Here is a 22330-nt window from a genome sequence, read left to right as displayed (position 1 = left end):
GCTCCTACAGGTTTTAGTGGCTCAAGCCTGATAGCTGATGCGCCCGTCCACCAAGGTGTAGCGCACGCTCGCCGGCAGGCTATGGCCGATGAACGGGCAGTTTTCACCCTTGGACAGCCAGTGCTCGCCCGCAACCGTGGAGCCGGCCGGATCAAACAGCACTAGATCTGCCGCCGCCCCCACCGCCAGCTTGCCCGCCGGCAGGCGCAAGGCCTCGGCCGGGCCTGCGCTCAGGCGCGCCAGCAGTGTCGGCAGGTCCAGCAAACCGTCTTCCACCAACGTCATCGCCAGCGGCAGCAACAGCTCCACGCTGCTGATGCCCGGCTCCGTCGCGCCGAACGGCGCCAGCTTGGCATCGCGCTCATGGGGCTGGTGGTGGCTGGAAATCGCCGAGATCACCCCCGATTTCACTGCCGCACGCAAACCGTCACGATCGGCCAGTGTGCGCAGCGGCGGTTGCACGTGGTAAAGGCTGGAGAAGTCGATCAGCGCCTCATCCGTCAGCAGCAACTGATACAACGCCACGTCTGCCGTCACCGGCAGGCCACGGGCCTGGGCCTGGGCGATCAGGGCCACGCCCCGGGCGCTGGTCAGTTGGCTGAAGTGCGCACGCACGCCGCTTTGTTCCACCAGCAGCAGGTCACGGGCCAGGGCTACGGTTTCAGCGGTTTCCGGAATGCCCGGCAAGCCGAGGAAGCTGGCGACCGCACCTTCATGGGCCAGGCCGCCTTCGGCCAGGTCGCGGTCCTGGGAGTGGAAGATCACCGTCAAGTCGAAGGTGGCCGCGTATTCCAGGGCGCGGCACAGGGTGCGGGTGCTGCGGAAACTCTCCAGGCCGTTGCCGAACGCCACGCAACCGGCATCGCGCAGGGCGATCAGTTCGGCGAGTTGTTCGCCTTCCAGGCCTTTGCTCAGGGCGCCGATGGGGAACACTTTGCAATTGCCGGCCTCACGGGCACGGTCGAGGATCAGCTCGGTCACGGCCGACGTGTCGAGCACCGGCTTGGTGTGCGGTGGGCAGCACAGGCTGGTGACGCCACCGGCTGCGGCCGCGCGGGTCTCGCTGGTGATATTGCCTTTGCGGCTGAAGCCCGGCTCGCGCAGGGCGACGTTCAGGTCCACCAGGCCGGGCGCGGCCACCAGGCCTTTGGCATCGATGGTCTCGCTGGGGCTGAAAGCACCGGGCGCGGCGCCGATGGCGATGATCCGGCCGGCCTCCAGGTGCAGATCGGTAACCTGATCCAGGCCACTGGCCGGATCGATGACTCGGGCGCCGAGAATGCTGAGCTTCACTGGGCCTTCTCCTGCTCGAATTGACGTTGCGCGGTTTGTCCGCTCATGGCCATGGACAACACCGCCATGCGCACGGCGATGCCATACGTGACCTGGTTGAGAATCACCGACTGGCTGCCGTCGGCCACCGCCGACTCAATCTCCACGCCTCGGTTGATCGGCCCCGGGTGCATCACGATGGCGTCCGGCTTGGCGCCGGCCAGGCGTGCGGTGGTCAGGCCGAACAGGCGGTAGAACTCGCCTTCGCTCGGCAGCAGGCCACCCGACATGCGTTCGCGTTGCAGGCGCAGCATGATTACCACGTCCACATCCTTGAGGCCTTCGGTCATGTCGGTGTAGACCTTCACGCCGTATTGCTCGATGCCGATGGGCAAGAGGGTTTTCGGTGCGATCACGCGGATGTCCGGGCAACCCAGGGTTTTCAGGGCCAGCATGTTCGAGCGTGCCACCCGTGAGTGCAGGATGTCGCCGACGATGGCCACCGAGAGGTTTTCGAAGCTGCCCTTGTGCCGACGTATGGTGAGCATGTCGAGCATGCCCTGGGTCGGGTGGGCGTGACGGCCGTCGCCGCCGTTGATGATCGCCACCTGCGGGCACACGTGCTCGGCAATGAAGTGGGCGGCACCGGAGTCGCCGTGGCGCACCACGAACATGTCGGCGGCCATCGCTTCCAGGTTGCGCAGGGTGTCGAGCAGGGTCTCGCCCTTGCTCGCCGACGAGGTGGACACGTTCAGCGTGATCACGTCGGCCGACAGCCGTTGGGCCGCCAGTTCAAAGGTGGTCCGTGTACGGGTGGAGTTCTCGAAGAACACGTTGCAGATGGTCTTGCCGCGCAGCAACGGGACTTTCTTCACCGCCCGGCCGCCAACCTCGAGGAACGAGTCGGCGGTGTCGAGGATTTCGGTGAGCAGTTCGCGGGGCAAACCGTCGAGGGACAAGAAGTGTTGCAACTGGCCCTGAGCATTGAGCTGCAGCGGGCGCTTGGCATCTAGAGGCGTCATCGCGGGGACTCTTTACAAGGCGGTTTAAAGGGCAAGGTCTTGCAGTTCGAGTTCGAGCGGCGTGGGACCGGACAATTTTACTCGCTGGCTGGCCTCAAGGGACAGCGTGGCGCCAACCACGTCCGGGCTGATGGGCAGTTCGCCTGCGTCCAGGTCCAGCAGGCAGACCAGGGTGATGCTGGCCGGGCGCCCGTAATCGAACAATTCATTCATGGCGGCGCGGATGGTACGGCCGCTCATCAGCACATCGTCGATCAGCACCAGGTGCTGGCCTTCAATCTCGAACGGCAGGGCAGACGGGCGCACTTGCGGGTGCAGGCCGTTCTGGCTGAAGTCGTCGCGGTAGAAGGACACGTCCAGGGTACCCAAGGGTGAGTCGCTGCCCAGTTCGTCCAGCAACGCTTGGGCGACCCACACACCGCCGGTGCGAATACCGATAAAGCGCGGTTCGCTGATGCCACGGTGTTCCAGGTGCGTCTTGAGGCTAACCGCCATCTGGCGGATCAGTTCGGCGGGGTTTGGCAGGCTCATGGTGGCTCCTTCAAGGCAGGCGATAGTGTGTAGGAGCGAGCTTGCTCGCGAAGAACTCACAGGCACCGTGTTCATCCAGGTTTCATGCGTTATCGTTGACGTTTTTCGCGAGCAAGCTCGCTCCTACAAAAAGCGACAGGCAGGCCGCGTCAGTCAGGATTCAAATAAAGCAGTGTTTCCGTCCAGCCAGCCCTGTAACAACAAGGCGGCGGCGATGGCGTCCACCGGGTTATCGCGGTAGCTGCCTTTCTGGCCGCCACGGTCGCGGCGTTCGCCCTTGGCTTCAAAGGTGGTCAGGCGTTCATCGTGGGTATAGAAGGGCAGGTTGTAGCGGCCGTTAAGACGGCGGGCGAACTTTTCGGCGCGCAGGCACATGTCGCTGGGGGTGCCGTCCATGTTCAGGGGCAGGCCGACCACTACGGCATCGGGCTTCCACTCTTTGATCAGGGCTTCGACCTGGTTCCAGTCCGGTATGCCGTTCTGGGCCTTGAGGGTGCACAGCTCGCGGGCCTGGCCGGTGATGACCTGGCCGACCGCTACGCCGATCTGCTTGGTGCCGTAGTCAAAGCCGAGGATCAAACGCAAGGCCATCAGGCGTGCCCCGCCTGGCTGGTCAGCAGGCTGAGGTTGACCCGCAGCTTGGCCGCGGCGGCTTCCAGGCGCAGTTCGCTTGCGGTGTTGAACAGGATGTCGGCATCGAACGGGCAGGTCAGCCAGGCATTGCTGGCCAGTTCGGCTTCCAGCTGCCCGGCTTCCCAGCCGGCGTAACCCAGGGTGATTACACTTTGCTCAGGGCCCACGCCGTCGGCGATGGCGAACAGCACGTCCTGGGAGGTGGACAGCGAGACTCCGTCCAGGTCCACCGTGGCCTGGAACTTCGGCCCGGTGGGGTGCAGCACAAAGCCGCGATCGGTCTGCACCGGCCCGCCGATGTAGATCGGCACGCCCTGGCAACGGGCCGGCGGGTCGACCTCCGGACGCAGCTGTTCAAGGATATCGGCCAGGTTCAGCGCCTGCGGGCGGTTCACCACCAACCCCATGGCACCATTGGCCGTGTGCTCGACGATGTAGGTCAAGGTCTGCGCAAAGTTCGGGTCGGCCATATGGGGCATGGCGATCAGGAATTGGTGCTTGAGGTAGGTCGGGCTGACATTTTTCATGTCCGCTAGTGTGGCGTTGGAGGGGCGAACTGACAAGCTGGACGTGACCCGAATACAGTGCTGTCGGCTTTTCTGTAGGACGGCGCGTTCAGTTGCTGGAAAGGCGATCACCCTTGGCAAACTTCCAGGTGCGGATGATTTCCAGGCGGTCCACATCGTTCAAGTCCCCGGTAAACGGGGCAAAGGGCGCGGCCAGGCGCACGATGCGTTGGGCGGCCTGGTCCAGCAGCGGCTGACCGGACGATTCCAGCACCTGCACTTCATATAAGGTGCCGTCGCGGTTGATCGACACCAAAAGACGCAAATTGCCGTAGATCTGCTGGCGCCGTGCCTCTTCCGGGTAGTTCAGGTTACCGATGCGCTCGACCTTCTTACGCCACTCGTCCTTATACCAGGCGCCCTTGTCGCGCATGGTCGAGGCGGCGTTCAGGCGGTAAATGCGTGGGCGCTTGGCGTAAAGCTGTTGTTCATGGGCCAGTTCGGCTTCCAGGCTGGAGATTTCGTCGGACAGTGTCGAGCTGTCGAACGTCGGTGCCGGCTTCACGGGCTCGGGTTGCGGCTCGGTCTTGGTTTTCTCGCGCTGGACCGGGGCTTTTTGCGGCTTGGGTGCGACGGTGGTCACCGTGGGCTTGGGCGTGGCCTGTTTGACTTCAGGCTTGGGCGCCGGCGGCGGTGTGACCTTATTGACCTTGTTGTCCTGGAAGGGCGCCACTTCGGTGGTCTTGGGGATCGCCTTCTTGTCCAGGGTGCCACTGCCCTGCTGGTTGTCCTGGGCGATAAAGTCCGCCTTCTCGGGCTTCTTTTCGCTCTTGAACGTGGCGAGAGTGATTTCCAGGGTCTTGGTGATCTGCTTGGGCTCGACCATGGTGAAACCCACGCCGAGGATCAAGGCCAGGTGAATCAATGCCGCAAGAAACAGGGTAAATCCGAGCCGATCAGCCGGGCGCACGCCGCTGTGGGAGAGTTCGGAGGGCAGATCGGACGGGAGTGTCATGACAAGAAAACCAACATCGCGCGTTTCACAGGTCGGGCATGATAGCGCAATGTTGGTGTGTGTCCGGCTGTTCTATATCACTTGGCCTGCAGCTTGCGTTCGATGGCGGCCATCAACATTTCGCCGATGTTCGTGCCAAATGCGTTGTCGATCTCGCGAATGCAGGTCGGGCTGGTGACATTGATTTCGGTGAGGTTTTCCCCAATTACGTCAAGGCCTACAAACAGCAAACCCTTTTCCCGCAGGGTCGGGCCAACTTGGCTGGCGATCCAGCGGTCTTTGTCGGACAACGGCCGCGCTTCGCCTCGACCGCCTGCCGCCAGGTTGCCACGGGTCTCGCCTGCCGCCGGAATACGCGCCAGGCAGTAATCCACCGGCTCGCCGTCGATCATCAGGATGCGTTTGTCGCCGTCCTTGATCGCCGGCAGGTAGGCCTGGCCCATGATTTGCTGGGTGCCCAGGGCGGTCAGGGTTTCGAGGATCACCGACAGGTTGGGGTCGCCGGCGCGGTGACGGAAGATCGAGGTGCCACCCATGCCGTCCAGCGGCTTGAGGATCACATCGCCGTGCTTGGCGGCAAATTCACGCAGCACGTCGGCACGACGGCTGACCACGGTGGGCGGTGTGCACTGCGGGAACAACGTGGCGAACAGCTTTTCATTGCAGTCACGCAGGCTTTGCGGCTTGTTGACGATCAGCACGCCGGCACGTTCGGCCTGCTCCAGCAGGTAGGTGGAGTAGACGAACTCCATGTCGAACGGCGGGTCCTTGCGCATCAGGATCACGTCGAGGTCGCTCAGGGGGCTGTCGATTTCGTCCTGCAGTTCGAACCACTTCTCGGGGTTGGCAAACACCTGCAGCGGGCGCATGCGTGCACGGGCCTCGCCGTCGCCCTGGTAAAGGTCGCGCTGCTCCATATAGAACAGGCTCCAGCCGCGGGCCTGGGCGGCCAGGAGCATGGCCAGCGAGCTGTCCTTTTTATAGGAAATGCTGGCGATAGGGTCCATGACAATGCCGACGCGAACGCTCATGGGGGATTTCCTCTAGCAAAATTGGGGCGCATAAAAGTGGCGTCAGAGTGGCGCTGCGGCTGTTGTGGGTCAAGGAAAAACCACCGGGCGGGTGCCTCGATAGATTGCTCCCCGAGACTGTGCTAAAAAGACTGCCACGGCGCAGCAGCCCTTGAATTCCAAGGCCTGCGGCGCTCATCCTGTGCAACATCAGGCAGTACACACCGAAAACCGATTCGCTGTGGCGATGGTAGAGCAGATATGGAACAGCATTCCAACGCCTTGAGAGTGATGGTGATCGACGATTCGAAAACGATCCGCCGCACCGCCGAGACGCTGTTGAAGAACGTGGGCTGCGATGTCATCACGGCCATCGACGGTTTCGATGCCCTGGCCCGGATTGTGGATCATCACCCGCACATTATCTTTGTCGACATCATGATGCCGCGCCTGGATGGCTATCAGACCTGCGCCCTGGTGAAGAACAACCCGGTGTTCAAGTCGATCCCGGTGATCATGCTGTCCTCCAAGGACGGCCTGTTCGACAAGGCCAAGGGGCGCATCGTGGGTGTCGATCAGTTTTTGACCAAGCCTTTCAGCAAGGAAGAACTGCTGAGTGCGATCAAGGCCTATGTGCCCGGGTTCGCCGCAGTGGAACAAGCACACTGACGCCGCCTCACAAGGGCCGGCGCCGACCAATGTAGTGGGGAAAACCATGGCACGTGTTCTGATCGTCGACGATTCGCCGACCGAAATGTACAAACTGACCGGCATGCTGGAAAAGCACGGCCACCAGGTCCTCAAGGCCGAAAACGGCGCCGACGGCGTGGCCCTGGCCCGCCAGGAAAAGCCTGACGCCGTGCTGATGGACATCGTGATGCCGGGCCTCAATGGCTTCCAGGCCACCCGCCAGCTGTCCAAGGAGCCGGAAACCAACGGCATCCCGATCATCATCATCACTACCAAGGATCAGGAAACCGACAAGATCTGGGGCGCGCGCCAGGGTGCCAAGGATTACCTGACCAAGCCTGTGGACGAGGAAACCCTGATCGCCACCCTGAACAAGGTGCTGGCCGGCTGACGGCACGCCATCATGACCGAGTCGCAAACCGCCTTCGAGTTGCTGCTGGACATCGACCGCCGCTGCCGCCTGCTGGCCGCCGACCTGCCGTCCCAGGAAACCCGCCTGCAACGCTGGAGCGGGATTGGCTTTCGCCTGGGGCAGCATTGGTATGTCGCGCCCATGGGCGAAGTCGCCGAAGTCCTGCATGAGCCGCGTTGCACTTTAATGCCCGGGGTCAAGGCCTGGGTCAGGGGTGTTGCTAACCTGCGCGGGCGTTTGCTGCCGGTGATGGACCTCGGCGGCTTCCTTGGCCTTGAGCTGTCCAAGGCGCGCAAGCAACGGCGGGTGCTGGTGGTGGAATACAACGATCTGTTTGTCGGGCTGTTGGTAGACGAGGTGGTGGGGATGCAGCATTTTGCACAAGACGCCTTGCTGGCGAGCCCCAGCCCCGGCGCGCCATTTATCCAGGGCCAATTCGACGGCGAGCCGCTGTGGCAGGTCTTCAGCCCCTTCGCCCTGGCCCAGGCCCCTGGCTTCATGGATGTCGCCGCATGACCACCGCTACTACGCCCAAACCCCAGGCCGGCTCGCGCAGCCGTTCACAGATCATCGTGCTGTTTATCGCGCTGATCGTATTCATCATGCTGCTGTTCGCCAACTTTGCTTACCTCAACACCCAGTCCACCTACGACAAGCAGTACATCGGCCACGCCGGTGAACTGCGCGTGCTGTCCCAACGCATCGCCAAGAACGCTACCGAGGCCGCCGCCGGCAAGGCCGCCGCATTCAAGCTGTTGGGCGACGCGCGCAACGATTTTGCCCAGCGCTGGGGTTACCTGAAAAAAGGCGACCCGGAAACCGGCCTGCCCGCTGCGCCCAGTGCGGTCCGCGCCGAAATGCGCGCGGTGCAGACGGACTGGGAAGCGCTGTTGAAAAACACCGACGCGATCCTCGCCAGCGAACAGACCGTGCTGTCCCTGCACCAAGTGGCCGCGACCCTCGCCGAAACCGTACCGCAATTGCAGATGGAGTCGGAAAAGGTCGTCGACATCCTGCTGCAACGCGGCGCGCCGGCCAGCCAGGTGGCCTTGGCCCAGCGCCAGTCGCTGCTGGCCGAGCGTATCCTGGGCGCGGTCAACACGGTGCTGGCCGGTGACGAAACCGCCGTCCAGGCCGCCGACACCTTTGGCCGCGACGCCAATCGCTTCGGGCAGGTGCTCAATGGCATGCTCAACGGCAACCCCGGGCTGCGCATCACTCAGGTAGAAGACCGCGATGCCCGCGCGCGGCTGGCGGAAATCGCCGAGTTGTTCGAGTTTGTCTCCGGCTCCGTGGATGAAATCCTCGAAACCTCGCCGCAGCTGTTCCAGGTCCGCGCCTCGGCGAGCAATATTTTCAACCTGTCGCAAACCCTGCTCGATGAAGCCTCGCACCTGGCCACCGGTTTTGAAAACCTCGCCAGCGGACGCAGCTTCGACACCATCGGCGGCTATGTGCTGGGCCTGTTGGCGCTGGCCTCGATCATCCTGATCGGCCTGGTGATGGTGCGCGAAACCAACCGCCAACTACACGAGACCGCCGAGAAGAACGAGCGCAACCAGAACGCGATCATGCGCCTGCTCGATGAAATCGAAGACCTGGCCGACGGCGACCTCACCGTGACCGCCTCGGTGACTGAAGACTTCACCGGCACCATCGCCGACTCAATCAACTATTCCGTGGACCAGCTGCGCGACCTGGTGGCCACCATCAACCTCACCGCCGGGCAAGTGGCGGGTGCCGTGCAAGAGACCCAGGCCACCGCCATGCACCTGGCCCAGGCCTCCGAGCATCAGGCCCAGCAGATCGCCGAAGCCTCCACCGCGATCAACCAGATGGCCCAGTCCATCGACCAGGTGTCGGCCAACGCCGCCGAATCATCGGCGGTGGCGGAACGTTCGGTGGAAATCGCCAACAAAGGCAACGAGGTGGTGCACAACACCATCCACGGCATGGACAACATCCGCGAACAGATCCAGGACACCGCCAAGCGCATCAAGCGCCTGGGCGAGTCGTCCCAGGAGATTGGCGACATCGTCAGCCTGATCGACGACATTGCCGACCAGACCAACATCCTCGCCCTCAACGCCGCGATCCAGGCGAGCATGGCCGGTGATGCCGGACGCGGCTTTGCGGTGGTGGCCGATGAAGTGCAGCGGCTGGCCGAACGTTCGTCGGCGGCCACCCGGCAGATTGAAACCCTGGTGCGCGCGATCCAGGCCGACACCAACGAAGCCGTCATCTCCATGGAACAGACCACCACCGAAGTGGTGCGCGGTGCACGGCTGGCCCAGGACGCCGGGGTGGCGCTGGAAGAGATCGAAGGCGTATCGAAAACCCTGGCCGCGCTGATCCAGAGCATCTCCAACGCGGCGCAGCAACAGACCTCATCGGCGGGACAGATCTCCCTGACCATGAACGTGATCCAGCAGATCACCACGCAGACGTCATCGGGCTCCACCGCTACCGCCGAAAGCATCGGCAACTTAGCGAAGATGGCCAGCCAGTTGCGCAGGTCGGTGTCGGGTTTCACCCTGCCAGCGGCCAAACAGGCTGATGATTGAAATGCAGTCAAAATGTGGGAGGGGCTTGCCACCTCCCACACTCGATCTCCATTGGCTTTGAGATCCAGGCAACCCACGAATTCTAAGCGGAGCAGTTATGGTTGATCGGCACGACTACGTGGCCCTCGAATGGGTCAAGGGCGACATTGCCGAAACCCTGAAACAGGCCCGTTCGGCGCTGGATGCATTTGTCGAGACCCACGACGATGGCGTGATCAGCCAGTGCCTGGACGCTATCCACCAGGTGCATGGTGCGCTGCAAATGGTCGAGTTCTACGGCGCGGCGCTGCTGGCCGAAGAGATCGAAGAACTGGCCCTGGCGCTCCAGGCCGGGCATGTCGGCCAGCGCGAGGAAAGTATCCGCCTGCTGCAACAGGCCCTGGGCCAACTGCCGTTGTACCTTGACCGGGTGCACAGCGCTCGCCGTGATTTACCGCTGGTGGTGCTGCCGCTGCTCAACGACCTGCGCAGTGCCCACGGCGAAAGCCTGCTGTCGGAAACCAGCTTGTTCAGCCCGCAACTGCTGTCGATTGCGCCGCTTCCCGATGACGCCCTGGCTCAACGAGCGCCGGCCGACCTCCAGGCGCAACTGCGCCAGTGGCATCAACTGTTGCAGCAAGCCCTCGCCGGGCTGCTGCGTGAAGACCACGGGCCGAGCAACCTGGAAGATATGGCGCGGGTGTTCGCGCGCCTTGAGGCGCTGTGCCAGGGCGCGCCGCTGTTGCCGCTGTGGCAAGTGGCGTCGGCGCTGGTCGAGGGCATGCTCACCGGCGTAGTCGCCAACAGCCCGGCGCTGCGCAGCCTGCTCAAGGCCAGCGACAAGCAGCTCAAGCGCCTGCTGGCACAGGGCATCGGCGGGATCAACCAACCCGCACCGGATGAACTGCTCAAGAGCCTGTTGTTTTACGTCGCCAAAGTCACCCGACCGACCCCGCGCATGCAGAGTCTGAAAGAGCGCTACAGCCTGGATGAGGCCTTGCCCGACAGCACGGTGGTGGACGCCGAACGCGCGCGCCTTGCCGGGCCGGATCGCAACGCCATGGGCTCGGTGCTCGGTGCGTTGTGTGAAGAGTTGGTCCGGGTCAAAGAGCGCCTCGACCTGTTCGTGCGCAGCGACCGCCAGCACACGAGCGACCTCGACGCGCTGCTGGCGCCCCTGCGACAGATTGCCGATACCCTCGCGGTGCTGGGGTTTGGCCAGCCGCGCAAAGTCATCATCGACCAGCTGGCCGTGGTATTGAGCCTGGCCCAGGGGCATCGCGAGCCCAACGATGCGGTGTTGATGGACGTCGCCGGCGCGCTGCTCTATGTGGAAGCCACGCTGGCGGGAATGGTCGGCACCGTCGAGCCGGAAGGCCATGAAGAGAGCCGCCTGCCCACCACCGACCTGACCCAGATCCACCAGTTGGTCATCCGCGAATCCTGCCAGTGCCTGCAGCAAGCCAAGGAGCTGGTGATCGACTGTATCGAAGCCGATTGGGACCGCCAGCGCCTGGAATCCCTGCCGGAACTGCTGAGCCAGGTGCGCGGCGCGCTGGCGATGATCCCCTTGCCCCGCGCGGCAAGCCTGATGCGCGGTTGCACCGATTATGTCGACGAACAGTTGATGGTCAACGACAACCCGCCGTCGGAGGTACAACTGGGGCATTTCGCTGACGTGATCAGCAGCCTGGAGTATTACCTCGAGCGCATGCTCCAGGACCCGGACGCCGCCGGTGAACGGGTGTTGGAAATGGCCACCCAAAGCCTGGCTGCGCTGGGCTACCTGCCTGCCGAAAAACCCTGGCGCCAGGCGCTGGCAGCACCCGATGGCGCGCTGTCGAGCGAGGTTGCGCCCAGCCAGTCGCAGTTCGACGCACTGGCCAACCCCACTTCGGGCCTCAATCCGCCGGCCTTGCAACGCCCCGGTAGCCTGCTGCCGCCGCCGGCCGATGAAGCGCCCATCGACGATGAACTGCGCGATGTCTTCCTCGAAGAAACCGAGGAAGTCCTTGAGGTGCTGCACCGTCACCTGCCCAACAGCGCGGACAAAACCGCCCAGGGCGAAATGCGCCGCGCTTTCCACACCCTGAAAGGCAGCGGCCGCATGGTACGCGCCCTGGTGCTGGCGGAGCTGGCCTGGGCCGTGGAAAACCTGCTGAACCGTGTGCTCGAGCGCAGTGTGGCCCTCGGCCCCGAGATCCAACAGGTGCTGGATGACGCCGTGGCCCTGCTGCCGGCATTGATCGCCGACTTCGCGACGGGCGAGCAACACCAGCGCGATGAGGTCGACGCCCTGGCCGCCCGCGCCCACGCCTGGGCCAACGGCGCAGGGTCAGGCGCCGAACCCCACGATCCGATGTTGCTGGAGATCTTCCGCAACGAAGCCCAGAGCCATCTGGACAGCCTCAACCACTTCCTGCAACAGGCCGCCGAGCATGTGCCGCTGCAAGTCAGCGATGAACTGCAACGGGCCCTGCACACCCTCAAGGGCAGCGCCTACATGGCTGGCGTGTTGCCCATCGCCGAGCTGGTGCGCCCACTGGATCACCTGACCCGCGAATACAAGGCCCATCGCCTGCCGCTGGACCTGGACGAAGTCGAGTTGCTGCTGGAAGCCGAAGGCCTGTTCCAGCGCGGGTTGCGTCAACTGGACCGCGATCCCCTGGTGCCGATCAAGGGCGCGGATGACTTGATCCGCCGTACCCAGGCCCTGCTCGACCATCAACTGGCCGCGCTGCTCGACGCCCCCAACACGGGGTTGCGGATCAAGCGCGACCCGCAACTGATTGCCAACTTCCTGGCCCAGGGCATGGACATTCTGCTCGACGCCGAAAGCCTGCTGCGCCGCTGGCAGCAACACCCCGGCGAACGCCAGGAACTCACCGCGCTGCTGGATGAATTGACCACGTTGGGGGAGGGCGCGCATGTTGCTGACCTGCACGCCATCGATGAACTCTGCGAAGCCTTGCTCGACCTCTACGGCGCCGTGGAAGAAAGCAGCCTGGCGGTCAGCGAACGGTTTTTCCATGAGGCCGAACAGGCCCATGAGGCGCTGATCAGCATGCTCGATCAATTGGCCGCCGGCCAGGAAATCATCCCGGCTCCGGCACGTGTACACGCCCTGCGCGAACTGCTGGACGATGCGCTGGACCCTTCTGCCACCGGCCTGATCAAAAGCGACGGCAGCCGTACCCTGAGCATCTCCGAACTGGGCGCCGCCACCGCGCAACTGCAGGATGAAACGTGGATCGACGATGAACTCGTGGAGATCTTCCTCGAAGAAGCCGTGGATATCCTCGACAGTGCGGGGCAGTCGCTCAAGCGCTGGCTGCTGGAGCCGGACAGTGCCGCGCCGTTGTCGTCCCTGCAGCGCGACCTGCACACCCTCAAGGGCGGCGCGCGCATGGCCGACATCGGACCGGTGGCCGACCTTGCCCATGAATTGGAGTGCGTGTACGAAGGCCTGGTGGATCGGCGCTACAGCTACTCCAGCGAGCTGTCGCAGGTGCTGATGGCCAGCCATGAGCGACTGGCCTTGCAACTGGAGGAACTGCAGCACCATCAACCCTTGAGCGACAGCGCCGAACTGGTCGCCAGGTTGCGCGCGCTACGCCAGGGCGGCATGCCGGCTGCACAGGCCGCTCCACCTGCGGAAACGCCGGGCACCGACCCCGAGTTGCTGGACATCTTCCTCGAAGAAGCCGCCGACATTCTCGACAGCTCCGGCAGCGCCTTGCTGCGCTGGCAGGCCGAGCCGAACAATCGCCAGGAAGTCGAAACCCTGCTGCGCGACCTGCACACCCTCAAGGGCGGCGCGCGCATGGTCGAGATCGGGCCGATCGGTGACCTGGCCCATGAGCTGGAATTTCTCTACGAAGGGCTGTCCGCCGGTTTGCTCGCGCCGTCCGCCGAACTGTTCGCGTTGCTGCAGGGCTGCCACGACCGCCTGGCGCAGATGATCGACGCCGTGGCGGATGGGCTGCCGGTGGGGTCGGTGGACAAGCTCATCGAACGTATCAAGAGCCTGGTGCACCCCAGCGATGAGCCCGTGACGCCCGTGGCGCTGCCCGCAGGCAAGGTCGAAGCGGTGGTTGATCCCGGCGCCGACATGGTGAAGATTTCCGCTGACCTGCTGGACGACCTGGTCAACCTGGCCGGCGAGACCTCGATCTTCCGTGGCCGTATCGAGCAGCAAGTCAACGACGCACGCATTGCCCTGCATGAGGTGGAAACCACTATCGAACGCATGCGCGACCAACTGCGCCGCCTCGACACCGAAACCCAGGGGCGCATCCTCAGTCGTCAACAGGCCGAGGCCGAGCGCCTGGGCTATGAAGAATTCGACCCGCTGGAAATGGACCGTCATTCGCAGTTGCAGCAACTGTCCCGGGCGCTGTCGGAATCGGCCTCCGACCTGCTCGACCTCAAGGACACCCTCGACCGCCGCAACGAGGACGCCCATGGCCTGTTGCAGCAACAGGCGCGCATCAACACCGAGTTGCAGGAAGGCCTGATGCGCACGCGCATGGTGCCCTTCGAACGCATGCTGCCGCGCCTCAAACGCATCGTGCGCCAGGTGGCGGGCGAGTTGGGCAAGGACGTGGAATTCATCGTCGGCAATGCCGAGGGCGAGATGGACCGCAATGTGCTGGAGCGCATGGCGGCACCGCTGGAACACATGCTGCGCAACGCCGTCGACCATGGCCTGGAGTCCCGCGATGCGCGGCTGTTGGCCGGCAAGCCGGAGAAGGGCCGCATCACCCTGGACCTGACCCACGAAGGCGGCGATATCGTTTTCGACATGCGCGACGACGGTGCCGGCGTGCCCCTGGAAGCGGTGCGGCGCAAGGCGATCAAGCGCGGTTTGCTCGCCCCTCATCAAGAGATGAGCGACCGCGATGTGTTGCAGTTCATCCTGCAGCCGGGGTTCTCCACGGCGGAAAAGATCACGCAGATTTCCGGGCGCGGCGTGGGCATGGACGTGGTGCACGAAGAAGTGCGCCAGCTCGGCGGCTCGATGTTCATTGACTCGACACCGGGGGAGGGCGTGCACTTTCGCATCCGCCTGCCGTTTACCGTGTCGGTCAATCGGGCGTTGATGGTGCACTGCGCGGACGATCAATACGCGATCCCGCTCAACACCATCGAAGGGCTGGTGCGGGTGCTGCCCCATGAGCTGGCGGGGCACTACCAGCAGGATCCGCCGTGTTATGAATATGCCGGCCAACGCTACGAGCTGTTTTACCTGGGTGACCTGCTGCACACCGTCGGTCGCCCGAAATTACTGGGCCAGTATCAACCCGTGCCGGTGTTGCTGGTGCAGTGCAACGAGCGCCGTGTGGCGGTGCATGTGGACGCCATGGCCGGCACCCGGGAGATTGTGGTCAAGGGCCTGGGCCCGCAGTTTTCCGGGGTGCAGGGGTTATCCGGCGCGACCATCCTGGGGGATGGGCGCGTGGTGTTGATCATCGACCTGCTCGCGCACATCCGCGCCCGGCAACCGGCCTTGCCGGCCCAGGCGGTGGATGCTCCGTTGATCCTCAACGACCCGCTGAAAAAGCGCCCGCTGCTGGTGCTGGTGGTGGACGACTCGGTCACCGTGCGCAAAGTCACCAGCCGCCTGTTGGAGCGCAACGGCATGAACGTACTCACCGCCAAGGATGGCATCGACGCCCTTGCCGTGCTCGAGGAACATACCCCCGACCTGATGCTGCTCGACATCGAAATGCCGCGCATGGACGGCTTCGAAGTCGCCATCCAGGTGCGCAACGACCCCCGGCTGATGCGCCTGCCGATCATCATGATCACCTCCCGCACCGGCCAGAAACACCGCGACCGCGCCATGGCCATCGGCGTCAACGACTACCTGGGCAAGCCGTACCAGGAATCGGTGCTGCTCGAAAGCATCGCCTACTGGAGCAAATCCCGTGCTTGACCACCGCACCAGCCAACTCACCGGCCTGCTCCTGCCCCTGGCCGACCGCCACCTGATACTGCCCAACGTCGCCATCGCCGAGTTGATCGACTTCCAACGCGGCGAACCGGCCAGCGATGCGCCGCCGTGGTATTTGCGGCAAGTGACGTGGCGGGATCGGCAAATCCCGTTGATCAGCTTTGAAGCGGCGTGCGGCGAGGCCGGCGTGACCGGCGAACGCTCGCGGATCGTGGTGTTGAATGCACTGGGCGGCCGACCGACGTTGAAGTTTATTGCGCTGGTGATCCAGGGTATTCCACGGTCGTACAAGCTCGATAGCGAATTGAGCTACGTGGACGTGCCGCTGTGCCCGCTGGAACTGGCGGCGGTGCAGGTGGGGGAACATGTGGCTAAGGTGCCGGATTTGATGGGGCTCGAGGCGTTGCTGGCGGAGTCCGGGTTGGCGTGAATCTAAGTCATGTGAGGATCCCCTGTGGGAGGGGCATCTGAATGTGATATTGCGTAGCAGCTGTCGAGCCCCGGCGAGGCTGCGTTTGCGGCCCGTCTGACACACCGCTGACGCAGCCTCGCCAGGGCTCGACAGCTGCTACGCAGGGAGACTTGCTCAAGCCCTCAATCAATCCGCGCAAACCGCTCAATTAACGGCTGCTCCCGATGCTCGGCCTGCCACAAGTCGTAGGCACTTTGCATCGATAGCCATAGTTGTGCAGTACTTACGCCGGCTCGCTCCAACCGGACGGCAAGGTCCGGGCTGACGGGAGCGTGGCCATGCAAGATCCTTGAAAAAGTTTCGCGGGCAAAGCCAAGACGTTTAGCCATTTCGGTGATGGTGATGCCCAAGGCTGGGACCACGTCCTCAAGCAGAATTTCACCTGGGTGAGGTGGGTTGTGCATACCCATATCGATACCTCTACTCAGTGGTAATCAAGATAATCAACCAGTTCGACCTGATCGTCGAACATCCGAAAAATGATGCGCCAGTTACCACTTATGCTGACTGACCAGTAGTCGATCAGGTCGCCCTTCAAACGGTGGAAGCGCCAGCCGGGCAGATCCAGTGCATCTGGGTGCTCGGCCTTGTCCAGAATGAGCAGCATGCGGCGCAAGCGCTTTGCATGATTTGCGTTGATGCCTCTGGTTGAACCGGTCTCATAGAACGCCCTGAGTCCTTTATGTTTCCAGCTGACGATCATGGCGCGATTGTGATGTGATACATCACGCTCTGCAATGGCCTTGCATCGGGATTAACGATCGGGTTCATGATGCCTGCCCGTAGCTATTCGGAGCGAAAAGCCTAGGGACAACGGTTCCGAGCAACAACCTGAAAAGTCTGTCAGATAATTCTCTTCTGAGTGTCGATGATCGTTCCCACGCTCCGCGTCACCCTATTGCAGGGCTTTGGTCTTGCGCTGGCTGGCGGCTGCGGCTGGGGCTTCGGATTTTTCCTGCAAGATTTTGGGTTGTGCATGAACTTGTCGCGTGCAGTCAGCGCGCCTAGTCTTCGTCCCGTCATCGCAAAAAACGGTGACACGGACGTGCAAGTCCGGTTACATGTCGGCGCACCAACGCCCATAGCCATTCAACGGGCGTTTTTTATGCCTGCTGTATTTGTTATGGCGGCTGTGCGTGGGAGATCCTTCGGGGTCTGCCGGGGTCCGATATGCCCGGTCTTGCACACCTGCGCACAGCTGCCACCTTAATTCGCGTGCAAGCGGAAAAGGGCAGTCTCCATCACATATCGGAGTTGTAAATCATGGTTAAACCTACCCCCAATCCGCCCGCAAGCCTCTTCACCGTAAACCTCCACCAAAACACCGAAACCCTGCTGGTCAACGCCAGCGAAACCCTGTCCTCCCTCAACGCACTCACCTGCAACCTGGCCTTCGACCTGGACACTTCCCAGCGCGCCATCATGCTCGGGATCCAGCAAATGACCGAGTTGGGGCAGTTGCTGGTGGATCGGGCGCTGGAGCAGGTCAGCCCTTCGCTGGAAAAGGTCCCAAACAGGGACTGATCAGCCCCTGTTTGGGACCGCTATCTAACAGGCATCACTGAACAAATGTGGGAGGGGCGGTGCGACGATTCGACTTGCCCCCGATGGCTGAGTGTCAGTTGATACATCACTTAGCTGACCCACCGCCATCGGGGGCAAGTCGAATCGTCGCACCGCCCCTCCCACATTTAGATCATCTTTTGGCTCGGGTCAGCATTTGCTGATGCTCCATTACTCCAACCGTAACGATCCGCCGCCCAGCTTGATTGATGGCCCCCTGAATCACTCCTAAGGTACAGCCCACGACAGCAAACCCGTGGAGCGACCATGACAACAACAATAAACCCCGACTCGCGCTGGACGCGGCGGCGCGACGAGAAGCAGCGGCGGCTGGGGCTGGTCAAAAAAATCGCAGACGGGGCCGTGTTGCCCAGTGACAGGATTGTCGAGGCGCTTGAGGCGCTGATCCTCCCCGGCGACCGCGTGGTGCTGGAAGGCAACAACCAGAAGCAGGCCGACTTCCTCTCGCGCTCCCTGGCCCAGACTGACCCGGCCAAACTCCACGATTTGCACATGATCATGCCCAGCGTCGGGCGGTCCGAGCACTTGGACCTGTTTGAAAAGGGCATCGCGCGCAAGCTGGACTTTTCCTTCGCCGGCACCCAATCCCTGCGCATCAGCCAACTGCTCGAAGACGGCTTGCTGGAAATCGGCGCGATCCACACTTACATCGAACTCTATGCACGGCTGGTGGTGGACCTGATCCCCAACGTCGTACTCTCCGCCGGTTTCATGGCTGACCGTGCCGGCAATATCTACACCGGCGCCAGCACCGAAGATACTCCGGCGCTGATCGAACCCGCCGCGTTCAGCGATGGCATCGTGATCGTGCAGGTCAACCAGTTGGTGGATGACGTCAGCGACTTGCCCCGCGTCGACATCCCCGCCAGTTGGGTGGATTTTGTGGTGGTGGCCGACAAGCCGTTCTACATCGAGCCGCTGTTCACCCGCGACCCGCGCCATATCAAGCCGGTGCATGTGTTGATGGCGATGATGGCGATCCGCGGCATCTACGAAAAACACAATGTGCAGTCACTCAACCATGGGATCGGCTTCAACACCGCCGCCATCGAATTGATCCTGCCCACCTACGGTGAATCCCTGGGCTTGAAGGGCAAGATCTGCCGCAACTGGACCCTCAACCCGCACCCCACGCTGATCCCCGCCATCGAAAGCGGCTGGGTGGAAAGCGTGCATTGCTTCGGCACCGAACTGGGCATGGAGAACTACATCGCCGCGCGCCCGGATGTGTTCTTCACCGGCCGCGACGGTTCGATGCGCTCCAACCGAATGTTCTGCCAGCTGGCCGGCCAATACGCGGTGGACCTGTTTATCGGCGCTACCCTGCAAGTCGACGGCGACGGCCATTCCAGCACCGTGACCCGTGGCCGCCTCGCCGGCTTTGGCGGGGCGCCGAACATGGGCCACGACCCGCGTGGCCGTCGTCACGGTACGCCGGCATGGCTGGACATGCGCCACGGCGACGCGCCGGAAGCGCTGCTGGAGCGCGGCAAAAAGCTTGTGGTGCAGATGGTCGAGACCTTCCAGGAAGGCGGCAAGCCCACCTTCGTCAACACCCTGGATGCGGTCGAAGTGGCGCGCAAAAGCGGCATGCCCCTGGCGCCGATCATGATCTACGGTGACGACGTCACCCACCTGCTCACCGAAGAAGGCATCGCCTACCTGTATAAGGCGCGGTCCCTGGAAGAGCGCCAGGCGATGATCGCCGCCGTCGCCGGGGTGACCGCCATCGGCATGCGCCACAACCCCAAGGACACCGCACGCATGCGTCGCGAAGGCCTGATCGCCTTGCCCGAAGATTTGGGCATCCGCCGCACCGACGCCACCCGCGAGTTGTTGGCCGCCAAGAGCGTGGCCGACCTGGTGGAGTGGTCCGGTGGCCTGTACAACCCGCCCGCCAAATTCAGGAGCTGGTAAATGCGCGCCCTTAAACTGCACGAACTCAGCCTCGCGGATCGCCTGGCGGATATGGCCGTCGATGCGCTGATCGATGAAGCCGACCTGTCGCCCAAGCCCGCCCTGGTGGACCGTCGCGGCAACGGCGCCCACAGTGATTTGCACCTGGGGCTGATGCACGCCTCGGCGCTGTCGCTGTGGCCGATGTTCAAGGCAATGGCCGAGGCGGCGCTTGAACTCGGTGAAGTCGGCTTGCCCCTGCGCGAAGCCCTCGGCCGTATCGGGCGCGAAGGCGAGCAGGCGATGCTCGTCACCACCCACGGCGTGAACACCCATCGCGGCGCGATCTGGGCCCTCGGCCTGCTGACTGCAGCGGCTGCCCTGGAACCGCGTGCCATAACGCTGAACGCCGCCAGACTGGCCCTGCTCAACGACCGTTACGCGCCCCAATCGATGAGCCACGGCGCCCAGGTCGCGCAACGCTACGGCGCACGTGGTGCCCGTGAAGAAGCGCAACTGGGCTTCCCCGCCGTGACCCAACGCGGTCTGCCGCAACTGCGCCAGAGCCGCCGCCAGAACGTCGGTGAACAGAACGCGCGTCTTGACGCCTTGCTCGCGATCATGACCGACCTGGCCGACACCTGCGTGCTCTATCGCGCCGGCCTGGAAGGCCTGCATGCCATGCAGCGCGGTGCCCAGGCCGTGCTCGACGCCGGCGGCAGCGCAAGCCTCGCCGGGCGCCGCCAACTGCATGAGCTGGACCATCAACTGCTGGCCCTGAATGCCTCCCCCGGTGGCGCCGCCGACCTGTTGGCCGCCTGCCTGTTTATCGACCGCCTCGACGGAGCGTTGTGATGGAAACCTTATCCTTTGAATTCCCCGCCGGGCAGCCGCCAACAGGCCGTGCGCTGGTGGGTTGCGTCGGCTCGGGCGACCTGGAAGTGCTGCTGGAGCCGGGCACGGCCGGCACGTTGACCATCCAGGTACAGACCTCGGTGAATGGCGCCGAACAACGCTGGCAGCACCTGTTCGAACGCATTTTCCAAGAGCAGACGCCACCGGCCCTGAACATTGATATCCACGATTTCGGCGCCACCCCCGGCGTGGTGCGTTTGCGCCTGGAACAGGGATTCGAGGAGATCGGCCATGACTGACTTGCTGGCTAAACACAGCTTCGTGGAACTGGGTGCGCGGCAGCGGGCCAAGGCCTTGTTGGATGCCGGCACCTTTCGCGAACTGATCGACCCGTTCCAGAGGGTCATGTCGCCCTGGCTCAGCCGCCAAGGGGTGGTGCCCCAGGCCGATGACGGCGTGGTGATCGCCAAGGGCAGCATCGGCGACTTGCCCGTAGTGATTGCGGCCATTGAAGGTAACTTCCAGGGCGGCAGCCTCGGTGAAGTGGGCGGCGCGAAAATCGCCGGCGCCCTGGAACTGGCCGCCGAAGACAACCGCAAGGGCATCCCGACCCGCGCCGTGCTGCTGCTGGAAACCGGCGGCGTGCGCTTGCAGGAAGCCAACCTCGGCCTGGCCGCGATTGCCGATATACACGCGGCGATTGTCGACCTGCGCCAGTACCAGCCGGTGATCGGCGTAGTGGCGGGCAGCGTTGGCTGTTTCGGTGGCATGTCCATCGCCGCCGGGCTGTGCAGCTACCTCGTCGTCACCCGCGAAGCGCGCCTGGGCCTGAACGGTCCGCAGGTGATCGAACAGGAAGCCGGGTTGGAAGAGTACGACTCTCGCGACCGTCCTTTTATCTGGAGCCTCACGGGCGGCGAACAGCGTTTCAACAGCGGCCTGGCCGACCGTTACGTGGCCGACGATGCGGCGCAGATCCAGCAGACGGTCAGCGCGTTGTTGCAGCAAGGCGTGCCCGCCCAACAACGCAGTCGCCAGGCTGATTATTACCTCACACGCTTGGCCGAGTTGGACGCCGTAGCGCAAATCGACCCGGCGACGGTGCGCGAGCTGTATCAGGGAGAACGCTCATGAGAGGCTTGCAGTGGTTCAACGCATTGAGCGCCGGCGCTCCAGTTGTAGACGATTTGCCGGCGTCGCTGAGGGTGGCCGACGGTGTATTGGGTGAGCAACAGGTGCGCTTTGTCGCCGTGGTGACCGACGCGCAAAACCGCTTCCCTCGGGCGCGCAATGGCGAAGTCGGCCTGCTCGAGGGCTGGGGCCTGGCCAAGGCCGTCGATGAGGCCATCGCCCGCGGCGACAAGCGCCCGATCATCGCCATCGTCGATGTGCCCAGCCAAGCCTATGGCCGTCGCGAAGAAGCCCTCGGCATCCACCAGGCCCTGGCCGCTGCGGCCGACAGCTATGCCCGCGCGCGCCTCGCCGGCCACCCAGTGATTGCGCTGCTGGTGGGCAAGGCCATGTCCGGTGCGTTCCTGGCCCATGGCTACCAGGCCAACCGCCTGATTGCCCTGCGCGACCCCGGCGTAATGGTGCACGCCATGGGCAAGGCCTCGGCCGCGCGGGTGACCCTGCGCAGCGTCGAAGAGCTGGAAGCCCTGGCCGCCAGTGTGCCGCCCATGGCCTATGACATCGACAGCTATGCCAGCCTCGGCTTGCTGTGGGAGACCTTGTCGGTCAGCCAGATTGAACAGCCCACGGCGGACGATGTAGCGCGGGTCAGTGATTGCCTGGTGAATGCGATCAAGGACATCGGCAGCGCCGATCTGCGCGGACGCCTCGGCGCGACTAATCGGGCAGCCTCCAGCCAGGTTCGCCAACTGCTGCGGGAACAATGGTGAACGCCCACGACTTGCTCTGGGGCATGACCCCG

21 protein-coding genes are annotated in these 22330 nt (G+C 63.5%); 12 read left to right on the top strand and 9 right to left on the bottom strand.

Annotated elements, in window-relative coordinates:
• Nucleotides 1-21: 21 nt before the first annotated feature.
• The 7 genes from BFP99_RS01495 to gshB form a co-directional block, all read right to left on the bottom strand.
• Entirely contained in the window at nucleotides 22-1293 is a 1272-nt protein-coding gene (locus BFP99_RS01495) for a dihydroorotase (RefSeq protein WP_065923848.1), read from the bottom strand.
• Entirely contained in the window at nucleotides 1290-2294 is a 1005-nt protein-coding gene (locus BFP99_RS01490) for an aspartate carbamoyltransferase catalytic subunit (protein ID WP_027606086.1), read from the bottom strand. Before BFP99_RS01490 ends, BFP99_RS01495 begins: the two co-directional genes overlap by 4 nt.
• Nucleotides 2295-2318: 24 nt before the next feature.
• Nucleotides 2319-2825 (bottom strand): bifunctional pyr operon transcriptional regulator/uracil phosphoribosyltransferase PyrR, encoded by a 507-nt coding sequence (pyrR, locus tag BFP99_RS01485; RefSeq protein ID WP_065923847.1) that lies wholly within the window; start codon nucleotides 2823-2825, stop codon nucleotides 2319-2321.
• Between the two features lie 153 nt (nucleotides 2826-2978).
• Entirely contained in the window at nucleotides 2979-3416 is a 438-nt protein-coding gene (ruvX, locus tag BFP99_RS01480; protein ID WP_065946514.1) for a Holliday junction resolvase RuvX, read from the bottom strand.
• The gene (locus BFP99_RS01475) at nucleotides 3416-3985 is read right to left on the bottom strand and encodes a YqgE/AlgH family protein (RefSeq protein ID WP_027606084.1); all 570 of its coding nucleotides are present in this window, start codon (nucleotides 3983-3985) and stop codon (nucleotides 3416-3418) included. The genes ruvX and BFP99_RS01475 overlap by 1 nt, the downstream gene beginning before the upstream one ends.
• A gap of 88 nt (nucleotides 3986-4073) precedes the next feature.
• A complete protein-coding gene (locus BFP99_RS01470) occupies nucleotides 4074-4979 on the bottom strand; it encodes an energy transducer TonB (RefSeq protein ID WP_065923846.1) in 906 nt (301 codons plus the stop codon).
• Nucleotides 4980-5056: 77 nt separating this feature from the next.
• The gene (gene gshB, locus BFP99_RS01465; protein WP_065923845.1) at nucleotides 5057-6010 is read right to left on the bottom strand and encodes a glutathione synthase; all 954 of its coding nucleotides are present in this window, start codon (nucleotides 6008-6010) and stop codon (nucleotides 5057-5059) included.
• A gap of 240 nt (nucleotides 6011-6250) precedes the next feature.
• On the opposite strand from gshB, the gene pilG reads away from it, so the two are divergent.
• The 6 genes from pilG (at nucleotide 6251) to BFP99_RS01435 (ending at nucleotide 16020) form a co-directional block, all read left to right on the top strand.
• A complete protein-coding gene (pilG, locus tag BFP99_RS01460) occupies nucleotides 6251-6658 on the top strand; it encodes a twitching motility response regulator PilG (protein ID WP_027606081.1) in 408 nt (135 codons plus the stop codon).
• 46 nt (nucleotides 6659-6704) lie between these two features.
• A complete protein-coding gene (gene pilH, locus BFP99_RS01455) occupies nucleotides 6705-7070 on the top strand; it encodes a twitching motility response regulator PilH (RefSeq protein WP_014720320.1) in 366 nt (121 codons plus the stop codon).
• A 12-nt stretch (nucleotides 7071-7082) separates the two neighbouring features.
• Complete coding sequence (locus BFP99_RS01450) at nucleotides 7083-7607, top strand: chemotaxis protein CheW (protein WP_065923844.1); 525 nt, start codon at nucleotides 7083-7085, stop codon at nucleotides 7605-7607.
• On the top strand, nucleotides 7604-9655 hold the full coding sequence (locus tag BFP99_RS01445; RefSeq protein WP_065923843.1) for a methyl-accepting chemotaxis protein: 2052 nt from the start codon (nucleotides 7604-7606) through the stop codon (nucleotides 9653-9655). Before BFP99_RS01450 ends, BFP99_RS01445 begins: the two co-directional genes overlap by 4 nt.
• A 97-nt stretch (nucleotides 9656-9752) precedes the next feature.
• The gene (locus BFP99_RS01440) at nucleotides 9753-15572 is read left to right on the top strand and encodes an Hpt domain-containing protein (RefSeq protein ID WP_065946513.1); all 5820 of its coding nucleotides are present in this window, start codon (nucleotides 9753-9755) and stop codon (nucleotides 15570-15572) included.
• Nucleotides 15565-16020, top strand: coding sequence for a chemotaxis protein CheW (locus tag BFP99_RS01435; RefSeq protein ID WP_065946512.1), 456 nt, complete (start codon nucleotides 15565-15567; stop codon nucleotides 16018-16020). The genes BFP99_RS01440 and BFP99_RS01435 overlap by 8 nt, the downstream gene beginning before the upstream one ends.
• A gap of 164 nt (nucleotides 16021-16184) precedes the next feature.
• On the opposite strand, the gene BFP99_RS01430 is transcribed toward BFP99_RS01435, so the two are convergent.
• Both BFP99_RS01430 and BFP99_RS01425 read right to left on the bottom strand, forming a co-directional pair.
• Nucleotides 16185-16472 carry a HigA family addiction module antitoxin gene (locus BFP99_RS01430; protein WP_065923840.1) on the bottom strand — a complete coding sequence of 96 codons (288 nt, stop codon included), beginning with the start codon at nucleotides 16470-16472 and terminating at the stop codon, nucleotides 16185-16187.
• 14 nt (nucleotides 16473-16486) lie between these two features.
• The gene (locus BFP99_RS01425; RefSeq protein WP_065923839.1) at nucleotides 16487-16765 is read right to left on the bottom strand and encodes a type II toxin-antitoxin system RelE/ParE family toxin; all 279 of its coding nucleotides are present in this window, start codon (nucleotides 16763-16765) and stop codon (nucleotides 16487-16489) included.
• 560 nt (nucleotides 16766-17325) lie between these two features.
• Between BFP99_RS01425 and BFP99_RS01420 the strand changes: the two genes are divergently transcribed.
• The 6 genes from BFP99_RS01420 (at nucleotide 17326) to mdcE (ending at nucleotide 22298) form a co-directional block, all read left to right on the top strand.
• Nucleotides 17326-17586 (top strand): DUF6124 family protein, encoded by a 261-nt coding sequence (locus tag BFP99_RS01420; RefSeq protein WP_065946511.1) that lies wholly within the window; start codon nucleotides 17326-17328, stop codon nucleotides 17584-17586.
• 306 nt (nucleotides 17587-17892) lie between these two features.
• The gene (gene mdcA / locus BFP99_RS01415) at nucleotides 17893-19563 is read left to right on the top strand and encodes a malonate decarboxylase subunit alpha (protein WP_065946510.1); all 1671 of its coding nucleotides are present in this window, start codon (nucleotides 17893-17895) and stop codon (nucleotides 19561-19563) included.
• Nucleotides 19564-20397 carry a triphosphoribosyl-dephospho-CoA synthase gene (locus BFP99_RS01410; protein ID WP_065923836.1) on the top strand — a complete coding sequence of 278 codons (834 nt, stop codon included), beginning with the start codon at nucleotides 19564-19566 and terminating at the stop codon, nucleotides 20395-20397.
• Nucleotides 20397-20696: a malonate decarboxylase subunit delta gene (locus BFP99_RS01405; protein ID WP_065923835.1), complete on the top strand. Its 300-nt coding sequence runs from the start codon at nucleotides 20397-20399 to the stop codon at nucleotides 20694-20696. Before BFP99_RS01410 ends, BFP99_RS01405 begins: the two co-directional genes overlap by 1 nt.
• On the top strand, nucleotides 20689-21531 hold the full coding sequence (locus BFP99_RS01400) for a biotin-independent malonate decarboxylase subunit beta (RefSeq protein ID WP_065923834.1): 843 nt from the start codon (nucleotides 20689-20691) through the stop codon (nucleotides 21529-21531). The genes BFP99_RS01405 and BFP99_RS01400 overlap by 8 nt, the downstream gene beginning before the upstream one ends.
• Nucleotides 21528-22298 (top strand): biotin-independent malonate decarboxylase subunit gamma, encoded by a 771-nt coding sequence (gene mdcE, locus BFP99_RS01395; RefSeq protein WP_065946509.1) that lies wholly within the window; start codon nucleotides 21528-21530, stop codon nucleotides 22296-22298. The genes BFP99_RS01400 and mdcE overlap by 4 nt, the downstream gene beginning before the upstream one ends.
• Nucleotides 22299-22330 lie beyond the last annotated feature (32 nt).

The organism is Pseudomonas sp. 1 R 17, assembly GCF_900067035.1.
Taxonomy (GTDB): Bacteria; Pseudomonadota; Gammaproteobacteria; order Pseudomonadales; family Pseudomonadaceae; genus Aquipseudomonas; species Aquipseudomonas marginalis.
This window is presented reverse-complemented; position numbering and strand designations above follow the sequence as displayed.

Bases quoted from the DNA above. Each gene is read 5' to 3' on its own strand.
- BFP99_RS01490 (WP_027606086.1), bottom strand. From the start codon at position 2,294: ATGACGCCTCTAGATGCCAAGCGCCCGCTGCAGCTCAATGCTCAGGGC.
- pyrR (WP_065923847.1), bottom strand. From the start codon at position 2,825: ATGAGCCTGCCAAACCCCGCCGAACTGATCCGCCAGATGGCGGTTAGC.
- ruvX (WP_065946514.1), bottom strand. From the start codon at position 3,416: ATGGCCTTGCGTTTGATCCTCGGCTTTGACTACGGCACCAAGCAGATC.
- BFP99_RS01475 (WP_027606084.1), bottom strand. From the start codon at position 3,985: ATGAAAAATGTCAGCCCGACCTACCTCAAGCACCAATTCCTGATCGCC.
- BFP99_RS01470 (WP_065923846.1), bottom strand. From the start codon at position 4,979: ATGACACTCCCGTCCGATCTGCCCTCCGAACTCTCCCACAGCGGCGTG.
- gshB (WP_065923845.1), bottom strand. From the start codon at position 6,010: ATGAGCGTTCGCGTCGGCATTGTCATGGACCCTATCGCCAGCATTTCC.
- pilG (WP_027606081.1), top strand. From the start codon at position 6,251: ATGGAACAGCATTCCAACGCCTTGAGAGTGATGGTGATCGACGATTCG.
- pilH (WP_014720320.1), top strand. From the start codon at position 6,705: ATGGCACGTGTTCTGATCGTCGACGATTCGCCGACCGAAATGTACAAA.
- BFP99_RS01450 (WP_065923844.1), top strand. From the start codon at position 7,083: ATGACCGAGTCGCAAACCGCCTTCGAGTTGCTGCTGGACATCGACCGC.
- BFP99_RS01445 (WP_065923843.1), top strand. From the start codon at position 7,604: ATGACCACCGCTACTACGCCCAAACCCCAGGCCGGCTCGCGCAGCCGT.
- BFP99_RS01440 (WP_065946513.1), top strand. From the start codon at position 9,753: ATGGTTGATCGGCACGACTACGTGGCCCTCGAATGGGTCAAGGGCGAC.
- BFP99_RS01430 (WP_065923840.1), bottom strand. From the start codon at position 16,472: ATGGGTATGCACAACCCACCTCACCCAGGTGAAATTCTGCTTGAGGAC.
- BFP99_RS01425 (WP_065923839.1), bottom strand. From the start codon at position 16,765: ATGATCGTCAGCTGGAAACATAAAGGACTCAGGGCGTTCTATGAGACC.
- BFP99_RS01420 (WP_065946511.1), top strand. From the start codon at position 17,326: ATGGTTAAACCTACCCCCAATCCGCCCGCAAGCCTCTTCACCGTAAAC.
- mdcA (WP_065946510.1), top strand. From the start codon at position 17,893: ATGACAACAACAATAAACCCCGACTCGCGCTGGACGCGGCGGCGCGAC.
- BFP99_RS01410 (WP_065923836.1), top strand. From the start codon at position 19,564: ATGCGCGCCCTTAAACTGCACGAACTCAGCCTCGCGGATCGCCTGGCG.
- BFP99_RS01405 (WP_065923835.1), top strand. From the start codon at position 20,397: ATGGAAACCTTATCCTTTGAATTCCCCGCCGGGCAGCCGCCAACAGGC.
- BFP99_RS01400 (WP_065923834.1), top strand. From the start codon at position 20,689: ATGACTGACTTGCTGGCTAAACACAGCTTCGTGGAACTGGGTGCGCGG.
- mdcE (WP_065946509.1), top strand. From the start codon at position 21,528: ATGAGAGGCTTGCAGTGGTTCAACGCATTGAGCGCCGGCGCTCCAGTT.